This is a genomic window from Lysinibacillus sp. BPa_S21 (genome assembly GCF_023337795.1).
In the GTDB taxonomy this organism is placed as follows: Bacteria; Bacillota; Bacilli; order Bacillales_A; family Planococcaceae; genus Lysinibacillus.
This window is the reverse complement of record NZ_JALIRS010000008.1, coordinates 42,583-60,598: the sequence shown is the minus strand read 5'-3', so window position 1 is coordinate 60,598 and position 18,016 is coordinate 42,583. Positions and strand designations below refer to the sequence as shown.

Sequence of the window (18,016 nt, the reverse complement as noted above, 5' to 3'; positions counted from 1 at the left end):
GGTATATTCATGATATTTTACTGTATTTTGCTATGCTATTGTAGATAAAATCAACAATATGTGTGGCTCGCATGCTGACTTCTAGCTTCGCTTTATGGATACCCGCTTGAATTTGCAGTAAGCAACCAGGATTGGCTGTGACGATAACTGTCGGTTGTAGCGCCTTAATCGTTGCCATCTTTGCGTCCAAAATGTCCCCTGCTAATGCAGGCTGCAACAAATTATATATCCCTGCTGAACCACAACATGTATGGGCGTTTTGTAGCTCTTTAAAGTGGACGTTCGGTAGCGCCTGTAATATCATTCTTGGCTCATTGAAGACTTTATTGACATTGCGTAAATGGCAGGAATCCTGATACGTCACAAGCGTTTGGTTTGCTTGCTGTGGCAAGGTTGCTAAATAATCTAGTAGACCAGCTTTGACAAGCAGACTTGAAATATCAATTGTCTTCTTTGAAAATCGAATTGCTTTTTCACGATACCGTTCATCACTATGTAAATGCTTTTCATACTCCTTTAAGAAAGCTCCACAGCCACCAGCATTATTGACAATATAAGTGTAGTCATCTGAATCAAATAGCTCAACATTAAGAATTAAGTTTTGCTTACCACGCTTTAGCTCTCCACTATGTCCATGCAGAGCCCCACAGCAATTTTGATTATCTGGAATGATAACATCCACACCAAGCATTTGTAGCAAGGATACAGTTTTATCATTTGTTTCCTTATAAAGTGTATCCATTAGACAACCTGTAAAAAAGGCAACCTTCATCGCAGCTGTTTTTACCTGTTTTAACGGCTGTATCTTTTTTGCAACAGGTGGTAAAGATGCCTCCATTGTTTTTAAATGCTTTGGGAATAAATTTAAAAAGCCAATTTTTCGAACAGCTTTTTGCATTCCTGTTTTTTGATAAAAATGCAGTAGACTGACTGCATGCTCCATATTTTTTTGCTTAACGAAAAGATTATTAAAAACAATTGTGCGTGTTGTTTTTTCTAAGAAGGATGAGTGCTTCACTTCTTGTACCGCCTCACGAGTTTGCTCGATTAAAGCACCATACTGTACTCCAGCTGGGCATGCTGGCTCACATGCGCGACATCCTAAACATAAATCGAATGATTTCTCTACGGATGCATCGAAAGGTACTATTCCATCACGTACTGCCTTCATTAAAGCAATACGCCCACGAGGTGATTGTGCCTCATCCTGCTCTGTATGAAGATATGTCGGGCAGCTTGGCAAACAGAAGCCGCATCTCATACAGTCGAGTAATAAATTTTCATCGACATTTGTCTCGAAGGATTGTTGCATTTGCTGCTGCATGTTAGTTACCACCATCTACCACCACTCTTTTCTTCGTTTCTTTTGCAAAGACTTTGCCAGGATTCATAATATTGTTTGGATCGAAGGCTTGCTTAATGTTTTTCATTACAGTGATACCAACAGGACCAATCTTCCATTCTAAATAAGGTGCTTTCATTTCACCTACACCGTGCTCTCCTGTAATCGTGCCGCCTAACGTCAATGCTGCCTCAAAAATTTCCTCAAATGCCGCTTCCACACGCTGCATTTCATCTTCATCTCGTAGGTCTGTTAAGCAGGTAGGGTGTAAATTTCCGTCTCCGGCATGACCGAATGTGGCAATATTGACCATGTACTTTTCGGAAATATCATTAATACTCATGACCATTTTTGCTAGCTCTGATCGTGGTACTGTTGCATCCTCTAAAATAACTGTCGGTTTTAATTTCGCCAAGGCAGATAAAGCTACACGTCTTGCTATTTTAATTTGCTCCGCCTCCTGCGCATCTTTTGCAATTTGTGTAAAAAGTGCACCATTGTCTTTTGCGATTCGTACCATTTCATTGACATCCTGTTCTACTTGATACATTTCACCATCCTGCTCGAGTAATAGCATTGCTTCTACATCTGTTGAAAGACCTATTCTCATATATTGCTCGACAGCGATAATGGTTTTTTTATCAAGGAATTCTAGTGTTACGGGAATAATTTTATTGGCTATAATGGACGAGACTGTACGAGCTGCATCCTCCAAAGATTCAAAGTATGCAATGCTCGTCATTTTATATTGTGGCAACGGGATAAGCTTTAATGTAATCGCTGTTACAACACCTAATGTTCCCTCTGCTCCAACAAATAATGATGTGAGGTCATAGCCTGCTACATCCTTTGCTAGTTTGCCACCTGTTTCTAAAATATCCCCGTTCGGCAAAACAACTTGTAGACCTTTAACATAATCCTTTGTTACACCGTATTTTAAGCCCCGCAAGCCACCCGAGTTTTCACTGACATTGCCACCAATTGTAGAAATTCTCATTGAGCTTGGATCAGGAGGGTAAAATAAACCATGTGATTCCACAAATGTACAAAGATTTTCGGATATAATACCTGGCTGTACTGTAATCGTTAAATTTTCCTTATCAAAATTTAAAATTTGATCCATTCTATTAAATAAAATCACTATCCCCCCCTCATAAGGTACCGTTCCTGCAGCAAGGTTCGTCCCAGAGCCACGAGGAATAATTGAAATTTTATATTCACTACATACTTTTAAAACCTCTGCAATTTCCTCTGCATTCCCTGGTGAAATAACAAGATCAGGTAAGCGCTGGAAGTTTGCTGTTGCATCATAGGAATAAGCTAAGAGCTGCGCAGTTGAGCTTTTAACGTATTTTTCACCAACAATATGCGTAATTTTTTCGATGACTGTTTTATTCATAATGCTCACCTCGAATTAAGTTATTATTACTACAATTTTAATTGTTAGAATTTTCTAAACATATGTCTTGTAAGATAAAAAAGAGACATAAATTATATTTTTTTTGTGTTATAAGACCAAAAAAATAGAAGTTGTCGGACAAAGTCCAATCAACTTCTATTTTCTATACTTCAACAAAATTATAAAAGGCCGATGAGAAAGTTCGGCACTAATTTTCTTTCTCATCAGCCTTATTAACGCTGGCGGTCCTTGAAGGAAAAACGAACTGAGTACCATTTGTATGCTCTTTTAAGAAAACCTGATTAAATCCTTCTTCTTTTGCAGGAAACATGGAAACTTCTATTTCCGCTGTATCGGAAATAGTTACATTATCATCTTCGTTTACAGATAATAGCTCTTCTATATTTATTCCATGATCATTCAATAAAATTGTCTAGATTTAAATGAAATTCAGTGAAATCAAATGAAACTAAAAAAGTGTCAAAACCCTTGACATTAAAGGGTTTTGACACTCATTGAAATCATTTGATTCCGTAAAATGGAGACGGCGGGAGTCGAACCACCTTCTCCTAGAAATGCTGTAATAGCAGTATCTATAAGGATTTATAACGGTTATCGAAAATGCTTGACTACGTACTTGACTACGTTTGATAAAAAATATGTTGCGGGGGCTAAGTGTTCTCTTTAATAAACTTAGAGTTTGAGCAACTTGATATTCAAAAGACTTTATTGTAAGGCTACATTTACAGCCCCAATCCACACACTCAACATGTGCCGAGTATATGTGGCAACACAAGGGTGCTGGTGGATTTAATTATTTGGCACGATTCCTATTTCAGTGGAGTTTGGCCCTATGTTTTCTTTTATTAAGGAAAAAAGCGATAAAGGAGCAAAATTCTGCAAGAACCCTGTGCTTAGATAAGATTCATAGCATAATCCACCACTCAAAAAATCTAAAGGTGGAGAAGGTTGAAAATCTTCAAAATAAATATGTAAATTTTTTAGAGCCTCCAATAATGAGAGGTCCTTTAAATTTTATTATTAAAACAATTCAACAGGGAGTATTATATTTTATGCAACCACGCCACCGCCTCTACATGCACTGTTTGAAGCGTGTAGCCGAATGGCAGCAATTCAGTTACGTCCGTTACGAATGTGTCAGGATTACATGATACATAGACGATCTTTTTGGTTTGGAGCACCCAATGCGGCGAATCACTCTCCCGCCAGCCCCGCAACGTGATGTGTCGACCAACAGAATATCCGGAAACGTTATGATCTTGCATCTCATCTAGTCCCCTTGGTGCATCATGGGCAAGGAATGCCATGTTATGCAAATCATTATCGATGGCATTGCATTTTACGGATTCAATTGATGTCTCATCAATCTCGCTTCCCGCCAATTCCTTCACACGTGCAGGGAACGGTAATAAGAACGTGCCGACACCACGAAACAGGTCAATCATTTTCTCGTTTTCCTTTGGTTTCCCTATTTCTAACGCAAGGTCTACAAGAGCTTTTGGGCTTGTTTTGGGTTCGTCTGAAAAAATGTACGAACCCAAAAACGAGGCGATAGATCATACCTATAGTCAGTACAATTAAGGCCGCCTGAAGTCTTGTGGGACATAACATTATTAAATGGATTAAAAAGGTAAATTCATAACGTAAGGCTTTATATAATATCCCATTTTATTTAACTCTTCAGATTGATTATTAAAAAAATCAATAGCCTCTTGCTTTTCTTTAATCGGGCGCTGGGATTTTCTATAATCTTTTTTCCATTCTTCACTTTCAAACCAGGCTACTAAATAGATTCCACTACGTGTACTTGAATCTTTTAAATATCTATCAGCTAATTGATTATCCATAGCTGTTTTTAATTCTTTATTCCAATTTCCTTTAACTTCTATTATGCAAGTAATTATATTTCCATTAGTACCTTTTGCATTAACATGTATATCAGTTCTTTCACCTTCAGAACTAGATCTTGACGGTCTCCACTCTACTTCCCTATTTAATATAACATTATATCTTTCAATGAAGTGTTTCATCCTATTTATTAAATATGTAGAGAATTCGTTTTCTCCTCTTGGCTTTATATAATTTCCATTTGGTATCCATAATAAAAACAACTCTGAATTCTCACCATATAAATCACTTTGTACTGCATTTAATACATTCATTAATACATTTACTAACTCTTCTTCAGTTTCAACAATTCTAGAATTACTATTCATTAATATTGTAATGAAATCTTCCGGGTTTACCTTAATAGGATTTTTAGAAAAATACGTCTCTCTAGCATTTTGCAAAATATTTCCCCAATATGAGTACATATTAAACTTTTGTTTCAAAGTTTCTATATCTCTATAACTAGCGATAGTTGCCTCATCTACTAAAGCATTTAATAATGAATTTTTTAGTAAATGGATATGATCATCCTTTCCCATATAACCATTCGTAAATCCTTTGTCTAACTTAATATTAGGATAACTATTTTCTAGCATCTGATATAATAATAAATAATCCCGCTTAGGTATATAAGATAAAACATCCCTCATTCTATATTTAGCAATTACCAATAACATTTCGTTACAAAACATTGGATAATCAAGCATCTGTGGAAATATATATTCCCATCCTTCATTCTGTTCTAACAGTACTTCTGCAGTTAGTATTGCAAAATCTAATCTCGACATTTTTAAAATTTCTTTTTTCAAGAAACTAATAATATCCCTATGTCCCTCTGAAATTAATAAACGACAAATCTCTTGATATAACTTCTTATTAGTTATTCTATGCTTATACAAAATATCCTTAAGGTAATCAAAAATAACTTGGTTGCCATATTTTTTTATATCTTCACTTATTCTATATGGGTATTCTAAGCTTTTATTTACTATATCAATTCTCAATTTACTTATTTCATTAAATTCCTCTCGAATTAAATCATACAAAAAGTCAAGTATCTTACCCTGTTGTTCTTTCTCTTTATCTCCTGTATAAATTGGTGCATTTATTATTATTGCTAACCATTTTCTTAATGTTTCATTTGAAAGATTTGAAACATATTCTTTTTCATTTTCAAAAACAAAATTAAAGATATAAAATAGACTAGTTTCATAATACGACCATCTATTTTTCCCTAAATATTCTTTTATATTTATATCAATTTCTAAATTACTTTTTGCCTGTTCAATAATTTCAGATTTCAATTTCTCTGGTAAAGCATTAAAGTTTAAATTTAATTTTTCATAGGGTATAGAATTTCCTAAACTAATATTTTGTAACAATTTTACCCAATATAATGGTTTACCTGAACTTATTTCTAGAATTAATTCTTGTATTTTAGGGATAGAAACTTCTGCTACTTTTTCTCCCTCTATACTTTCAAGATATTCCCTTTTATACTGCTTAGAAAGATAGTACTCTAATTCCCACGCATCAAATAAGCTACAAGGAATTTGCGACTTGAAATCAGTTCCCTCAATTAATTGATATAATTTCAAAACCAATTCTTTATTATCATAAATACTATACCTCAACGAATTTATAACTATTACTAGTAAATCACTGCCCTCATTTTCTATTAATAAATTATCTATTATCCACCCAATATCTTCTTCCTTTAAAATCCAAGAATAGTCCTTTAAAGGAGTTGAACATCTAATTAAATAAATAATAAGCTGTCTTCGATTTTCTGTATTTAAAATCGACAAATATCTATAGATTTCATAATTTCTTTCATCAGAAAGTAAAACTTTTATGAATTCAAATATGGAATCCCTGTATTCTTCTGTATGAACTAATTGAATGGTTGAACTATACAATCTATCTATTATTTTATTTAAGTCGTAATTATCTGATATCCCTTTATTTTCAATAATATATTCTGTAAAATCAAGAACTTCTCTTACAGTAAAATCCCTTTTTTCTAAGTCATATAACAACGATCTATACTTCCCTAAAAAACTTGTATTATGAGGTGTTCTAATATTTTTTAATAATTCTTTAAAAGATATTATATTTGGCCATAGCTCGTTTAAAACGATTCCGATAATCTCATCATCTGGATCTTCTAATTTTAAATACTCCAATGCATTTACTTTTTTTTCACTAGGTGTTAATTGAATTAAAGTCTTAATGATATTTTTCAATACCATATAATCCTTAATCTCTGTAGCAGCTTGTTCTACAAACGAATAAAGCTTAACTAAATTACAGTCTTGAATTATCTTTAAAGCCTCAAGCTTTGCGTTATTATCTCCGACTTCAAACTTCTTTTTAATTAGTTCTTCTATACCATCAAAATATAATACCTTATACTTATTATCTAAGTAAAAATTTGATCTATAGTCTGTAATTGATATTTTAGCAAAAATATTTTTAATTACTTTTTCTCTCAATTCATTAGGGATTTCAAATTCAATTTCAAATAATATTTCCGGTTGATATTCAATTATAAAAATCAATAAATCTTTTCTTTCATCTAATAACCATGAAATAACTCCTAAATACTCTCTTGATATCGAAACATATTCCTTTAACCTAATTACAAATAGATTTTTTAAAATTTCTAAATCTATTTTAAGAGTAATAATAGCTTGCGCAGCCAAATACTCAGCGATCATCTTATGAGACCATGTATATAAACCTTGACCCATATCAATAAATAGACTTGATTTTAACGTTTGCTGTAAAGATGCAAATGTAATCTTGGAAATTTTCTTTTCTAATTGCGGTTGTAATTTAATCAACTCTAAATAACCGATTGTTTTTTCAATCGAAGTAGAATTAATTATATTTAAATTCCCTGACATAATTGAAAGCAATGCTAGTATTTGAGCAATTTCTAATAGATCACTATGAGAAATAATTTTTGGATTATAGAATAACCTAGTTTCATTATGTTCCTGACATAGTATTTCTGCACCTTTACTAAATAAATCTCTCTTCGAAGTTGGTATTGAATATTCATATTTGTGTAACGACAAAAGCATGCTCAATGTATACGGATGCATAGTAAGAGATGAAATTCTTGCATTTTTCACCATATCCCAAAATACTCCAAAATTAATTTGTTCAATTTCAAGTGCTAAACTTATTTGGCTTGATGTTAATGGCGTTAGCACCAAGATATTTTTTTGTTCAAACTCATCCTTTTTAACATTTAACATTTCTGATAGCCGAGAACTAATATAATCAGGCCACTCAGAAGATCTACATGTCGTTCTAATAAAAAGATTCGGCCCATCAATAGAAGATAAATAATCTAATATATTATTTACATTTTGTTTTGATTGTATAATCGCTTCATCTACAGCATCTAAAAAAAGATATAATCTATTTTTCCGTTCATTTTGGTTCCATTCATTAAAATCATTTGTCTCAGTAATCTTTTCTTCAAACCATCTTCTATCTATAAAGTCACGTAAATTAATAAAAATTGCATTGTGTTTGTGCTTAATCCCTTCAAATTCAGCAAATAAAGTATTGCTTTTTCCTATGCCAGGTTCCCCCAGTAACACTAGTAATTTTTCATCTTCTTTATCTGATAAGTGACATATTTTATTTAAATTCAATGATTCATCAAACAGCCCTTGTGAATCATAATTAATTGTAACTCCCCTGTGTCTCCAGTATCTCTTCCAATCATACACTTCAAAAACCTCCAATCTCATATTATTACATTATATACCAATACGCTTCACACTTCACCATTCTCTCGCAGTACAAAGGCTGCTTCGCTTTTAATGATATGGAACTCAATATTCCTGTAGTTATAACGATCTTTTGTATACCAATTCTTCATATCCTTTGTTTAATACGAATGAAGTCGATTAGTATTCGTGGGCGATACAGCCCGACACTAGGTTTTTAATCATTCCATACTTTCTACTTCTAGACATACAAAAAAAAACAATTACATATTTGCTCCCTCTAAAAAATGACTAAATGGCAATTGTTCTGTCTATCTGTCAAATACATAGAAGATAGTCTAAAACTTCAATAATAATGAAAGCAGTAGAACAATTTTTCTGGAAACGTGTTTTTTAAAAAAGGTTTCAAAAGATCAGGAAAACGTAATCCTGAAGTGCGAAAGCTTTGTTAGAATAAAGTTCTAATAAAAAACAACCGCCCATAATCGGTGTTATGAGCGGTTTAACTAATTTATCATATAATAAAATTTTTAATATAAATCAATTAAATTAATTTGGGATTCTTATTTCACTAACGCCCCTCTAATTTAGGTAAAAAAAACTCACAATCTTTTTTCTTAACAAAATCTAATCATTCAATGTAAAAGAGGAAGATGAATCGATAAATGTAACGCCACCTGATTTTATCGAGCATCTTTATGATATTAGGGTAGTGGGACAAGCTGTTAAAAATCTTACTTAACTCCAAGCTAAATTTGCACCAAGGCCACTGTAAAATGTAAGATCCCTTTCACCAACCCCACCTCTACCAGTGTTTGTTTCATTACTAGTAACTCCACCACGAGCTTGGGTGGAAAAAGTCCAGCCTAACATCCTCATACTTTCAATCAGAATCTTTTCGAATAAAGGCTTGTCGAGTACGAAAACCTAGCTGGTCATTATTTTCAAAGAGATGGTTTCGCACCTTCAATTAAATATAAAGAAAATAACAAAGTGATGTAGCTAGTTAATATCATATGTAATAAGAAGAACCCACCAAGCAGCAATATGGTAAACTCCGATGCTAACTCAGTGGGATTCGAAACAACCGCCTCAAAGTACTATTATATCAATAGCTTCGGGGGCAATTGATTTTGTTGACTACGTTATAAGGTAAGTAACTATTATAATTCGTAAATTTCATCCTTCATAGAAGTGTCTTTATAAAATATCAGTCTATATACGATATAAGAAGGAAATTAAGGTATTTTTAGGCGTCGCTAGATACTATAAAGTGTAAAACTGTTTCGATAACTGAGTAAATGAAGAATTAGCCATTATTTGTTTTGAAGGTATAAATAAATATCTCCATTCCTTATAACCATTTGCTTTACCCCAAGTAGTTGCTATATCACAATATTTAATTGCCCTATTCTTCTTAGCAATTACATCTGGATCCTTTAGTCTATCTTCTCCTTTTACTTCTACAAGATAGATAACCTTATCTGTTTCAACAACAAAATCTGGTTCATATAATTTCCCCTTATTATAAGTAATATTAAACTCTTGTGGGGATGGCCTTAACCAGTTAATAACATCTGGGTCTACTTCCAAAATACGTGCTAGTACCAGCTCCGGATGACTGTCAAATTTGGCTATATTAAAAGCACCCTTTTTAATGCCATCAAAAAGTACAGATTGAATTTTTTTTGTATAGCTAGAAAATAAATCGACACGATCATCATATGTGTAAGTTTGTTGTAAATTATATTCCCTTGCGTCAATGACTTCCTCTTGTAAAAACCCATTTTCACAATAAAAATTTTGCATCATTTGTGTATATATTTTAGTTGAAACATCACGTTTGTACATCATGATAATATTTTTCATACCATTGATTCCATGTTGTTCTGTAAAGTATTCGCATACTTGATTTATCACCTTAAATAAAAGATCTGAGCATTTCCCATAATCGATTTCTGGTTTCATACGTAACTCATTAAGTATTACTTTCGTTGGATTATATCCTTCAAAATCAATATTATGTCCAATAATTCTTTCACGATCTTTCATATCTTCTAGACTCTGAATAAGTAATTCATTATTGATAGGTACTTGAGTAAAATCAGTAAAGTCGATATCAAAATCTACAAATACATATTCTTCAATTCCACTTTCAGTAACCTTTATTCTTGGTATAGGTATAAATTTACTTATAGCTTCACGATGTGTCTCTTCTGTTTGTTCCTTTAGCCATTCAGCCAAAGGCATTTCATTCTCTTTAAATACATCACCTAAATCTTTATTTTCAGAAACTTTCTTCTTTACTGTTTCAACAATTTTTGATGCTTCAATTGGCTTTGACTTACTACCATTAGATTTCTGAATATGTTTACTGACTTCTTCTTTAATTATCTTAGAAGCCATTTTTATTATGCTATCAGTATTTTCTGATTTATTTATATTACTACTTTCATATGCCTTTTTTAGTAATTGATTTTCATCTTCATCTAATTTAAGAGTTAGCTGAGTGCTTTCAATTTTCTCTGGAACAAGGTCTTCAGCCTTAATAATATTTCCCGCTTTAAAAATCGAATCACCTTTTTGTGCTTCGGCCAAGATATCATTAAATTTATCATGAGCTGTCAACATAACCGCATCAACGTCTTTATCGCCAGTTCGTGATCCATAAGGAAGACGAAGTCCTCTCCCTACCATTTGTTCACGAAGTATTTTCGATGCTGCAGTTCTTAAGGGAACGATGGTATATAAATTGTTTACATCCCATCCCTCTTTTAACATATTTACATGAATAACTATTTCAACAGGATTATTAGGCTGTTCAACCTCAAGTAATAATTGCATGTTAGCCTCTGTTTCAGATCCTGTCTGATTTGAATGAACAGTTATAACTTTATTCTTATATCCCCCATTACTAAATTCATCTGATTTAATAAATTTTTCTACCCATTTAGCATGATTTGTATCCTTACATACCACTAACATAAATGGTTTTACTAGATGTTTTTTACTATTCTCAGCATATTCAATCAACTTGATTTTTGCACGTTCATGGCATAAAAGTCCATCTTGTAACATCAATTTATCAAGTTGTTCATCTCCAAAATTATAGAAACTAATATCTGAACGAGTCACTGCAAAAGGTGTTCGTGTATAACCATCTTCTATTGCCTTTGACAATGGATATTCATATACAACATTTTTAAACGGTATTTGTTTATTTCCTTTTTTAAATAGAGGAGTGGCGGTAAGTTCTAGACCTAGAAGTGGCTTTAATTCATTTAATGCTGCAGCCCCCCTCTCCGCTCTATAATGGTGTGATTCATCCATAATCATTACTAAGTCCTCTAATCCAGCTAATTCGTCAAAAAAAGATTGACCTAAATACTCACTAATTTTCCTCATATTAGTTTTTTCTTTGTCGAACTTCCCTATGTTAAATACAAATATATTAATATCTGACTCCCATAAATTTAGTGTAGCTTCCTTATATTCTTCATCATCTATTACTCGTGGAGGATTTGAAAAGCATCCAATACCGTTAAATACATATTTTTTGCTGTTAGGATCTCCTAAATCTGAACGTAATTTTTTATACACTGTAGTTCCTGGTGCTACAACAAAAAAGTTTTTAATCCCATAATTTGTATATAGATATGTGATAAAGGCTCCTATTAATCTTGTCTTACCAACTCCTGTTGCGAGTGCAAAAGTAATCGAAAAAAAGTCTCGCTCAAAATCTGAACAGGTTGGATACAAATTATGTACCTTTCCCAACATTTCCCCTAAGTCTATATTTTTTGCCAGATATTCATTAGATAAAATTTTCTCTAATCTCTTTAAAGACTCTTCTTGTGGTTTTCTTAAAGACATTACTCCACTAATATAATCTGTATTATATTGAGGGAAAGCATTATTCATCACTATCAGACTCCTCATCATCATCTTCATTTATAAATACTGGAGGATTAATAATATTTAAATTATAATCTGCTTTATCAAACTCGCAATTGTTTAATAACATTTGTGGTATTTTTTTAATCACTATGTTAGAGTACGTCTTGTCAATACCTAAGTCATAAGAACAACAAGCAACTATTAGATATTCTTCATCTTCCATAGTACCTCTTATAGCATCTAATAAATTTTTTGTTACATGTTTAGTAGTTACAAATAAATAACTATTATCACTACCTTTAGATTGCTTCCAAAAAAGTTCGCTAGACGGCTGATATATAAAACCTTCGTGAAGTGCTACAGCTGAAGCTAACATATCAGCGTTATACTCCTTGTTTATAATAGTTTCTCCAAATCCATCTGTATTGATTAAAGAAGGGGCTAACTCATAAAAACGATAACCGCCTCCAGATGACCAATCAGCAGATTTAGTGATGCCTGCATCGTCTTCGCCGGCAATTACACTATCTAATCTTGGTTTACAATGAGAATATGCATGGTCTCCCATTTCAATACCGATATATCTTCTACCCATTTTATGCGCAACTGCTGCGGTAGTACCTGAGCCCAAGAAAGAATCTAATACTATGTCGTTAGGTTCCGTAGTCATTTCTAGTATGGTTCTTATAAGTTGCTCTGGTTTTTTACTATTAGGGAATTTAACTCCGCCTTCTTTAGTAACATTTTTCATCCATGCGTTCATATCCCAATATGTTCCTAATAAATCTCGTTTGTATAATTCGCCATCGATAACTTCTGATGTATCCCTTAACCATACAAACAGATTACATTTGTCATCTTTGTAGAATTGTTCATAAACTACACCTTTATTTTTTCCTGTTTTAGGAACATATTCTATTGAAATTATACTTTCCTTAATATCCTGTTCTTTACGATAATCCATTACCCTAGTTCTAATTGATGACTGAGCATTAGTTGTACGGAAGACATTTATTCCATATTTTTTATATGCTTCTTTAATCGTAATACCATCTCTTCTAGCAATTTGATTAACTGACATAGTAACTACATTTTTTCGTAAATACACTTTTATTTCGTTACCATCACCATCAACTGTTGATCCGAAATATTCTTTCTGTCCTGGATCAACAAGTACCGTAGTATATTTCCAACTTTTCTTTTCCTTTAAATATTGATCTATCAAATCCGACATTTCCGTATAAATGTATTGTGGTTTGAAAGTAGGCATTTTACTATAGTCTCTTGCGTATACAAGTATGTATTCACAATTTTTTTTGAGACGTTTATCTTCTCCCCCACCAGAAACACCTGCTACATTTTTCATATTTACCGAAAGAGTATTTACATAATTACATCTCTTGAAAACCTCATCGCATAGTACTTTTAAATATGCCATTTCCTCATCATCAATTTGTATCCAAATTGACCCTTCTGGAGCCAATAATCTTCTAAGTATTTCTAAACGGGCTTTCATTAACTTCAACCATTTTGAATGCTCAACAAAATCATCATAATGTTCATTAGCTGCATTAATGTTATAAGGAGGATCTATATATATACATTTTATTTTACCTGCATATTTATTTTCTAATGCTTTCAATGCCAATAAATTATCACCATGTATAATAAAGTTTTCTGTATCTGGATCCTCCTGTATGTTAGATAGGTTATTATTTTCAATTAGTAACCTAGGTTCAACACTCATTTTTTCGTCTTTACCGAACCAAGTAAGTTCTAATTTATTTTTCATATATCGTATGCCTCTCTTATCCTTTTTAATTGATGAAAATCTATAAGCCATCATATCATATTGGTATTATATCAAGCTTTTCACAAAATCTTTAGACAGAGGCTATATTTCTAAATGAAACTTGTATATGAAATAAAATTGTATTAATTAAAATATATTATTTCCGTATATAATTTAGCACTAAAACAATACAGATAAAGTTCACAATGTATTTCCTAATCAGATTCTCATTTTATTTTTTATAATCACTTCACATGCATCAGAGGAAAACACAATATTGATAACTTAGGCAAGGGAAATTTTTTGTGTTAATTATTCTAATACTTTTATGATTCGTATTCCTCAGACCGGAGATTTACTACCCCACATCCTTATTTCTAATAGACAAAATAAAAACCCTTGCTATTCAAGGGTTTGAACTTCAAAAACCTTTGTTTAAAAAAGAAATTTAATTCGAACCAACTGTTTAAATGTAGTTTAATCAATATTGCGAAAGTACTTCATTTTGGGACTACATTAAATAAAACAACATATTATAATTATTCAATTATTTTAATTATAGATTCACTATTTATCTCAATTCCTAATCCCTGAGTTTGTAAAATGACATCATCAACATAACTTATATACCTTTCAAAAAAATAAGTTTGACCAATAACCAATAATCTTTTCTCTGGTCTTGATACAGCCACGTAATGAAGGAATTTTGTTCCTTCTCTATGCATGTTATAGTCTTGTGCATTTATTATTACTTGTTCAAACTCAAGTCCTTTAGATGAATGAATTGTTCCACATGTTAATTTGTATCGCTCTTGGTTATAAGTAGGTATATATTTTTCATCATTTATAACTTTAAATAAAGAATCTATTTCTCTTTTTATTTTCTCAGTATTTCCGTCATAACCTAGATACTCATATAATTTTATACAGTTCTTTTCATAGAATGCATAATTATTTTTCGAGTTCTTAATGTGTTCTAATAACCTTTTTAAGTCAGCTATTCGATAGGCTTCTGGCATCGGAATTTCATCCATAAAATCATATTCGCTAAATTTTTGTTGTAATTCATAATTTGCTATGCACCTAGCAACCCAAATATGCTCGCTTTCAAGGTTGGAGTTATCTAAAGGGGATCCAGGTATAAAAACAAATGGTATGCCAACTTCATTTAATCGTCTACTCCAATTTTCTGCATTATTATTGCTGAAATTCAAAAATGCACATTTTTCATCAATATCTATCCATTTATTTATAAAATTTATCGCTTCCTCATCGGTGTCATATCTGTATGCTATTACTTCATCATTAAAATCCGTTTGATTATAATGATGTCTTACACTTTCCATAAATATATTTGAATAGTTTTGAATCACTTTATTAGATCTAAAGTTATGCCATAATTCGAATTTTCTAAAACCGGGTTTTGTACACAATTCTTCAAACCCATCGCTATAAGCTCCACGCCAACCATATATAGATTGTTTTGTGTCTCCAACTACAAACAATGGAATATCAAGTTCGTCACAAATATACATAAAGAAACAATGCATATCAACATCGCTATCTTGATATTCGTCAATATAAATTCTATAGTATTTTGATTTCAAATATCTTCTTGCTGAATATGATTTTTTTAAAATATCTAGAGCTAACTGAAAAGCAAAATTTTTTTTAATATCACTGTATTTACACATTAATTGAGTTTCTTCTATTTTTTTGATTCCTTCTGAAAAATTCATTATTTGATTTTCATCATTAAAATCCGGCTTGACTTCTATTTTAAACTTAATTCCATAGACATCATGCATAAAAGGCTGAATTATTTCTGACAAAATAAAATTATCATTAGTACCTACAAATCCACCACTTTTATTAACTCCTAGTCGGTTGATTATTTCTCTTGCTGCTTTACGAGTAAATGTAATAGCTGCGAAAGTTTTATAATTATTATTTTTTTCAATATCTTTAATAATCCTTTGGATTGTAGTATGTGTTTTCCCTGTACCAGCACTCGCACTTATTACTACATTGGTGTCAGCAATAAGAATCTGATCTCTCACATCTTTATCTAACGGCAACATAAATCCACCAATGCTTTTACACATTCAAACCTTTCATCTTTATAAATTCTATTTATTGCGTTATCATCCAAAGATGTGCTTAATTTAATCATATTAATGAGTTTAGCGCTTTGTAAGTAATCCACCCCGCACTTTGAACTATTGTTTCTTTTAGCTAAGTCATCCATAATTTGGGGTATTACTTCAAATAAATCATTTTCTAAATCTACCTTAGATAGATAAACTTTATTGCGCTTAAGTCTACTTATAGTAACAGGCAATTTACTATATATATATCTCTTTTTTTCAATTACATAATCCAAATCACTTTCATATAAAGAAGGATCTATCTTTATATTATTTTTTTCTGTGCATTCAATTAATCTCTGACACCTATTTACTCCTAATAGATTACAATAATCTTTTCCTTTAACCTTTTTCAAATCATTGTCTGTTTTTACAATCACTTTAATTCCTAGAGCAATTAGAACTTTATAATATTCAATAAAATTGATACCATCTACTTCTAAGATATATCCGCCGAAACTCTCATATCTCTCACACTTTTCCTTAAGTATTCTTTCAAACAATATTTTCTCCGATGGACCTTCTACTAATAGGACTACATCAGCAAAGACAGCTTCCGCTAAATTTTGATTTAATTTTTGTTTTAACGTTTTATAACTTTCAGGTACTGTATATGTATATGACTTTCCTGTTACTTTATTTCCTTTAAATAGCTTTATTAGATTAACATCATCCATTTGACTAATTAATAAAGAAGAGTGAGTCGTCATAAACAAGTATTTAAATATTTCATCCGTAAAAATTTGATAAGAAAGTGCGATTTCCATTGATCTATGTAAATGATTTTCTAATTCTTCGATTAAAAATATATTAATCTTTTTATCTTCTAGTCTTCGATTTTCAAGTGTAAACAGTGTATAAGCAAGAATTTTTTTCCTACCATCTCCCGAAGTTGGATAATTTTCAAGTTTGTCATCCAATATATAGGGTTTGAGTTTACTATGAATATTACTTAATTCTACTTCCGATCGAATTGATACTTTAAAGTTCTTGTCATCTTTAAATTTCTTATATTCTTCTATCAACTCATTTTCAAATGCTTTAATAGTATTCAACTGACCTACACTTGCATTAAGATTTTTTATATGTGTATTCAGTTCTTCTCTTTCATCTTCATTAATACTAGATTCTCCTTTAAATAGCTCTCTTGAATATTTTTTAAATACATCCTCTAATTTTATGGAAGAATCTATATAAACTACATTAAAATACTTATCTAAGTCAAAAAATGACTGATTACTTGGAATAGCTTCTAAATTCCCTATATCTACTCCCCAAAATAGATTAGGCCGCCCTATAAGAGATTCACCGTCATATACTGATTTAAGTTGAATAAATACCTCCTCCGCTTCTGATGTAATAGCCCCTCGCATCATAGTATAAATTTTTTTATTATCATCATTTTCTTCATCATCAGCAATATTTATCTTGAGAGTGATATTGATTTCTTTAGTTATATCTTTATTGTAAAAATCAGAATCAACTAAACCATTATTTCTAAATTTGCTGTCAAGCAAGAAGCGAATTGCTGCTAATAAGTTTGTCTTTCCGATATCATTTAATCCAAATATTATATTACGATTTGTTAATTCCAATGTTACATTTTCAAAACTTCTGAAATTCATAATACTAAGTTCTTTAAAAATCAAAACTATCCCACCTTTTAATTATTTAAAACATGAAAAACTAAATACAGCCGATATTTAATTTTAAACAGTACAATTGATTATGAAATTAAACCTATAGCCAATAAAATTAGCTTCTTTAAAATAAATTTAT

The 18,016-nt window shown here is 31.5% G+C and carries 9 protein-coding genes; all 9 read right to left on the bottom strand.

Annotated features, from left to right (window positions below; genetic code table 11):
• Positions 1-7: 7 nt before the first annotated feature.
• The 9 genes from MOK21_RS16040 to MOK21_RS16000 all read right to left on the bottom strand — a co-directional run bounded on the left by MOK21_RS16040 (position 8) and on the right by MOK21_RS16000 (position 17,886).
• Positions 8-1,339, bottom strand: a complete 1,332-nt coding sequence (locus MOK21_RS16040) for a (Fe-S)-binding protein (protein WP_249074998.1) — start codon at positions 1,337-1,339, stop codon at positions 8-10.
• Positions 1,326-2,741, bottom strand: coding sequence for an FAD-linked oxidase C-terminal domain-containing protein (locus tag MOK21_RS16035; protein WP_249074997.1), 1,416 nt, complete (start codon positions 2,739-2,741; stop codon positions 1,326-1,328). The genes MOK21_RS16040 and MOK21_RS16035 overlap by 14 nt, the downstream gene beginning before the upstream one ends.
• Before the next feature lie 208 nt (positions 2,742-2,949).
• A complete protein-coding gene (locus tag MOK21_RS16030) occupies positions 2,950-3,165 on the bottom strand; it encodes a hypothetical protein (protein ID WP_249074996.1) in 216 nt (71 codons plus the stop codon).
• A 640-nt stretch (positions 3,166-3,805) separates the two neighbouring features.
• On the bottom strand, positions 3,806-4,207 hold the full coding sequence (locus tag MOK21_RS16025) for a class I SAM-dependent RNA methyltransferase (RefSeq protein ID WP_249074995.1): 402 nt from the start codon (positions 4,205-4,207) through the stop codon (positions 3,806-3,808).
• Positions 4,208-4,384: 177 nt separating this feature from the next.
• Positions 4,385-8,401 (bottom strand): NACHT domain-containing protein, encoded by a 4,017-nt coding sequence (locus MOK21_RS16020; protein WP_249074994.1) that lies wholly within the window; start codon positions 8,399-8,401, stop codon positions 4,385-4,387.
• Between the two features lie 1,266 nt (positions 8,402-9,667).
• The gene (locus MOK21_RS16015) at positions 9,668-12,322 is read right to left on the bottom strand and encodes a DEAD/DEAH box helicase (protein WP_249075127.1); all 2,655 of its coding nucleotides are present in this window, start codon (positions 12,320-12,322) and stop codon (positions 9,668-9,670) included.
• Positions 12,315-14,090, bottom strand: coding sequence for a site-specific DNA-methyltransferase (locus MOK21_RS16010; RefSeq protein WP_249074993.1), 1,776 nt, complete (start codon positions 14,088-14,090; stop codon positions 12,315-12,317). Before MOK21_RS16010 ends, MOK21_RS16015 begins: the two co-directional genes overlap by 8 nt.
• A 539-nt stretch (positions 14,091-14,629) precedes the next feature.
• On the bottom strand, positions 14,630-16,168 hold the full coding sequence (locus tag MOK21_RS16005) for a UvrD-helicase domain-containing protein (protein ID WP_249074992.1): 1,539 nt from the start codon (positions 16,166-16,168) through the stop codon (positions 14,630-14,632).
• A complete protein-coding gene (locus MOK21_RS16000) occupies positions 16,159-17,886 on the bottom strand; it encodes an ATP-dependent nuclease (protein WP_249074991.1) in 1,728 nt (575 codons plus the stop codon). Before MOK21_RS16000 ends, MOK21_RS16005 begins: the two co-directional genes overlap by 10 nt.
• Between the last annotated feature and the right edge of the window lie 130 nt (positions 17,887-18,016).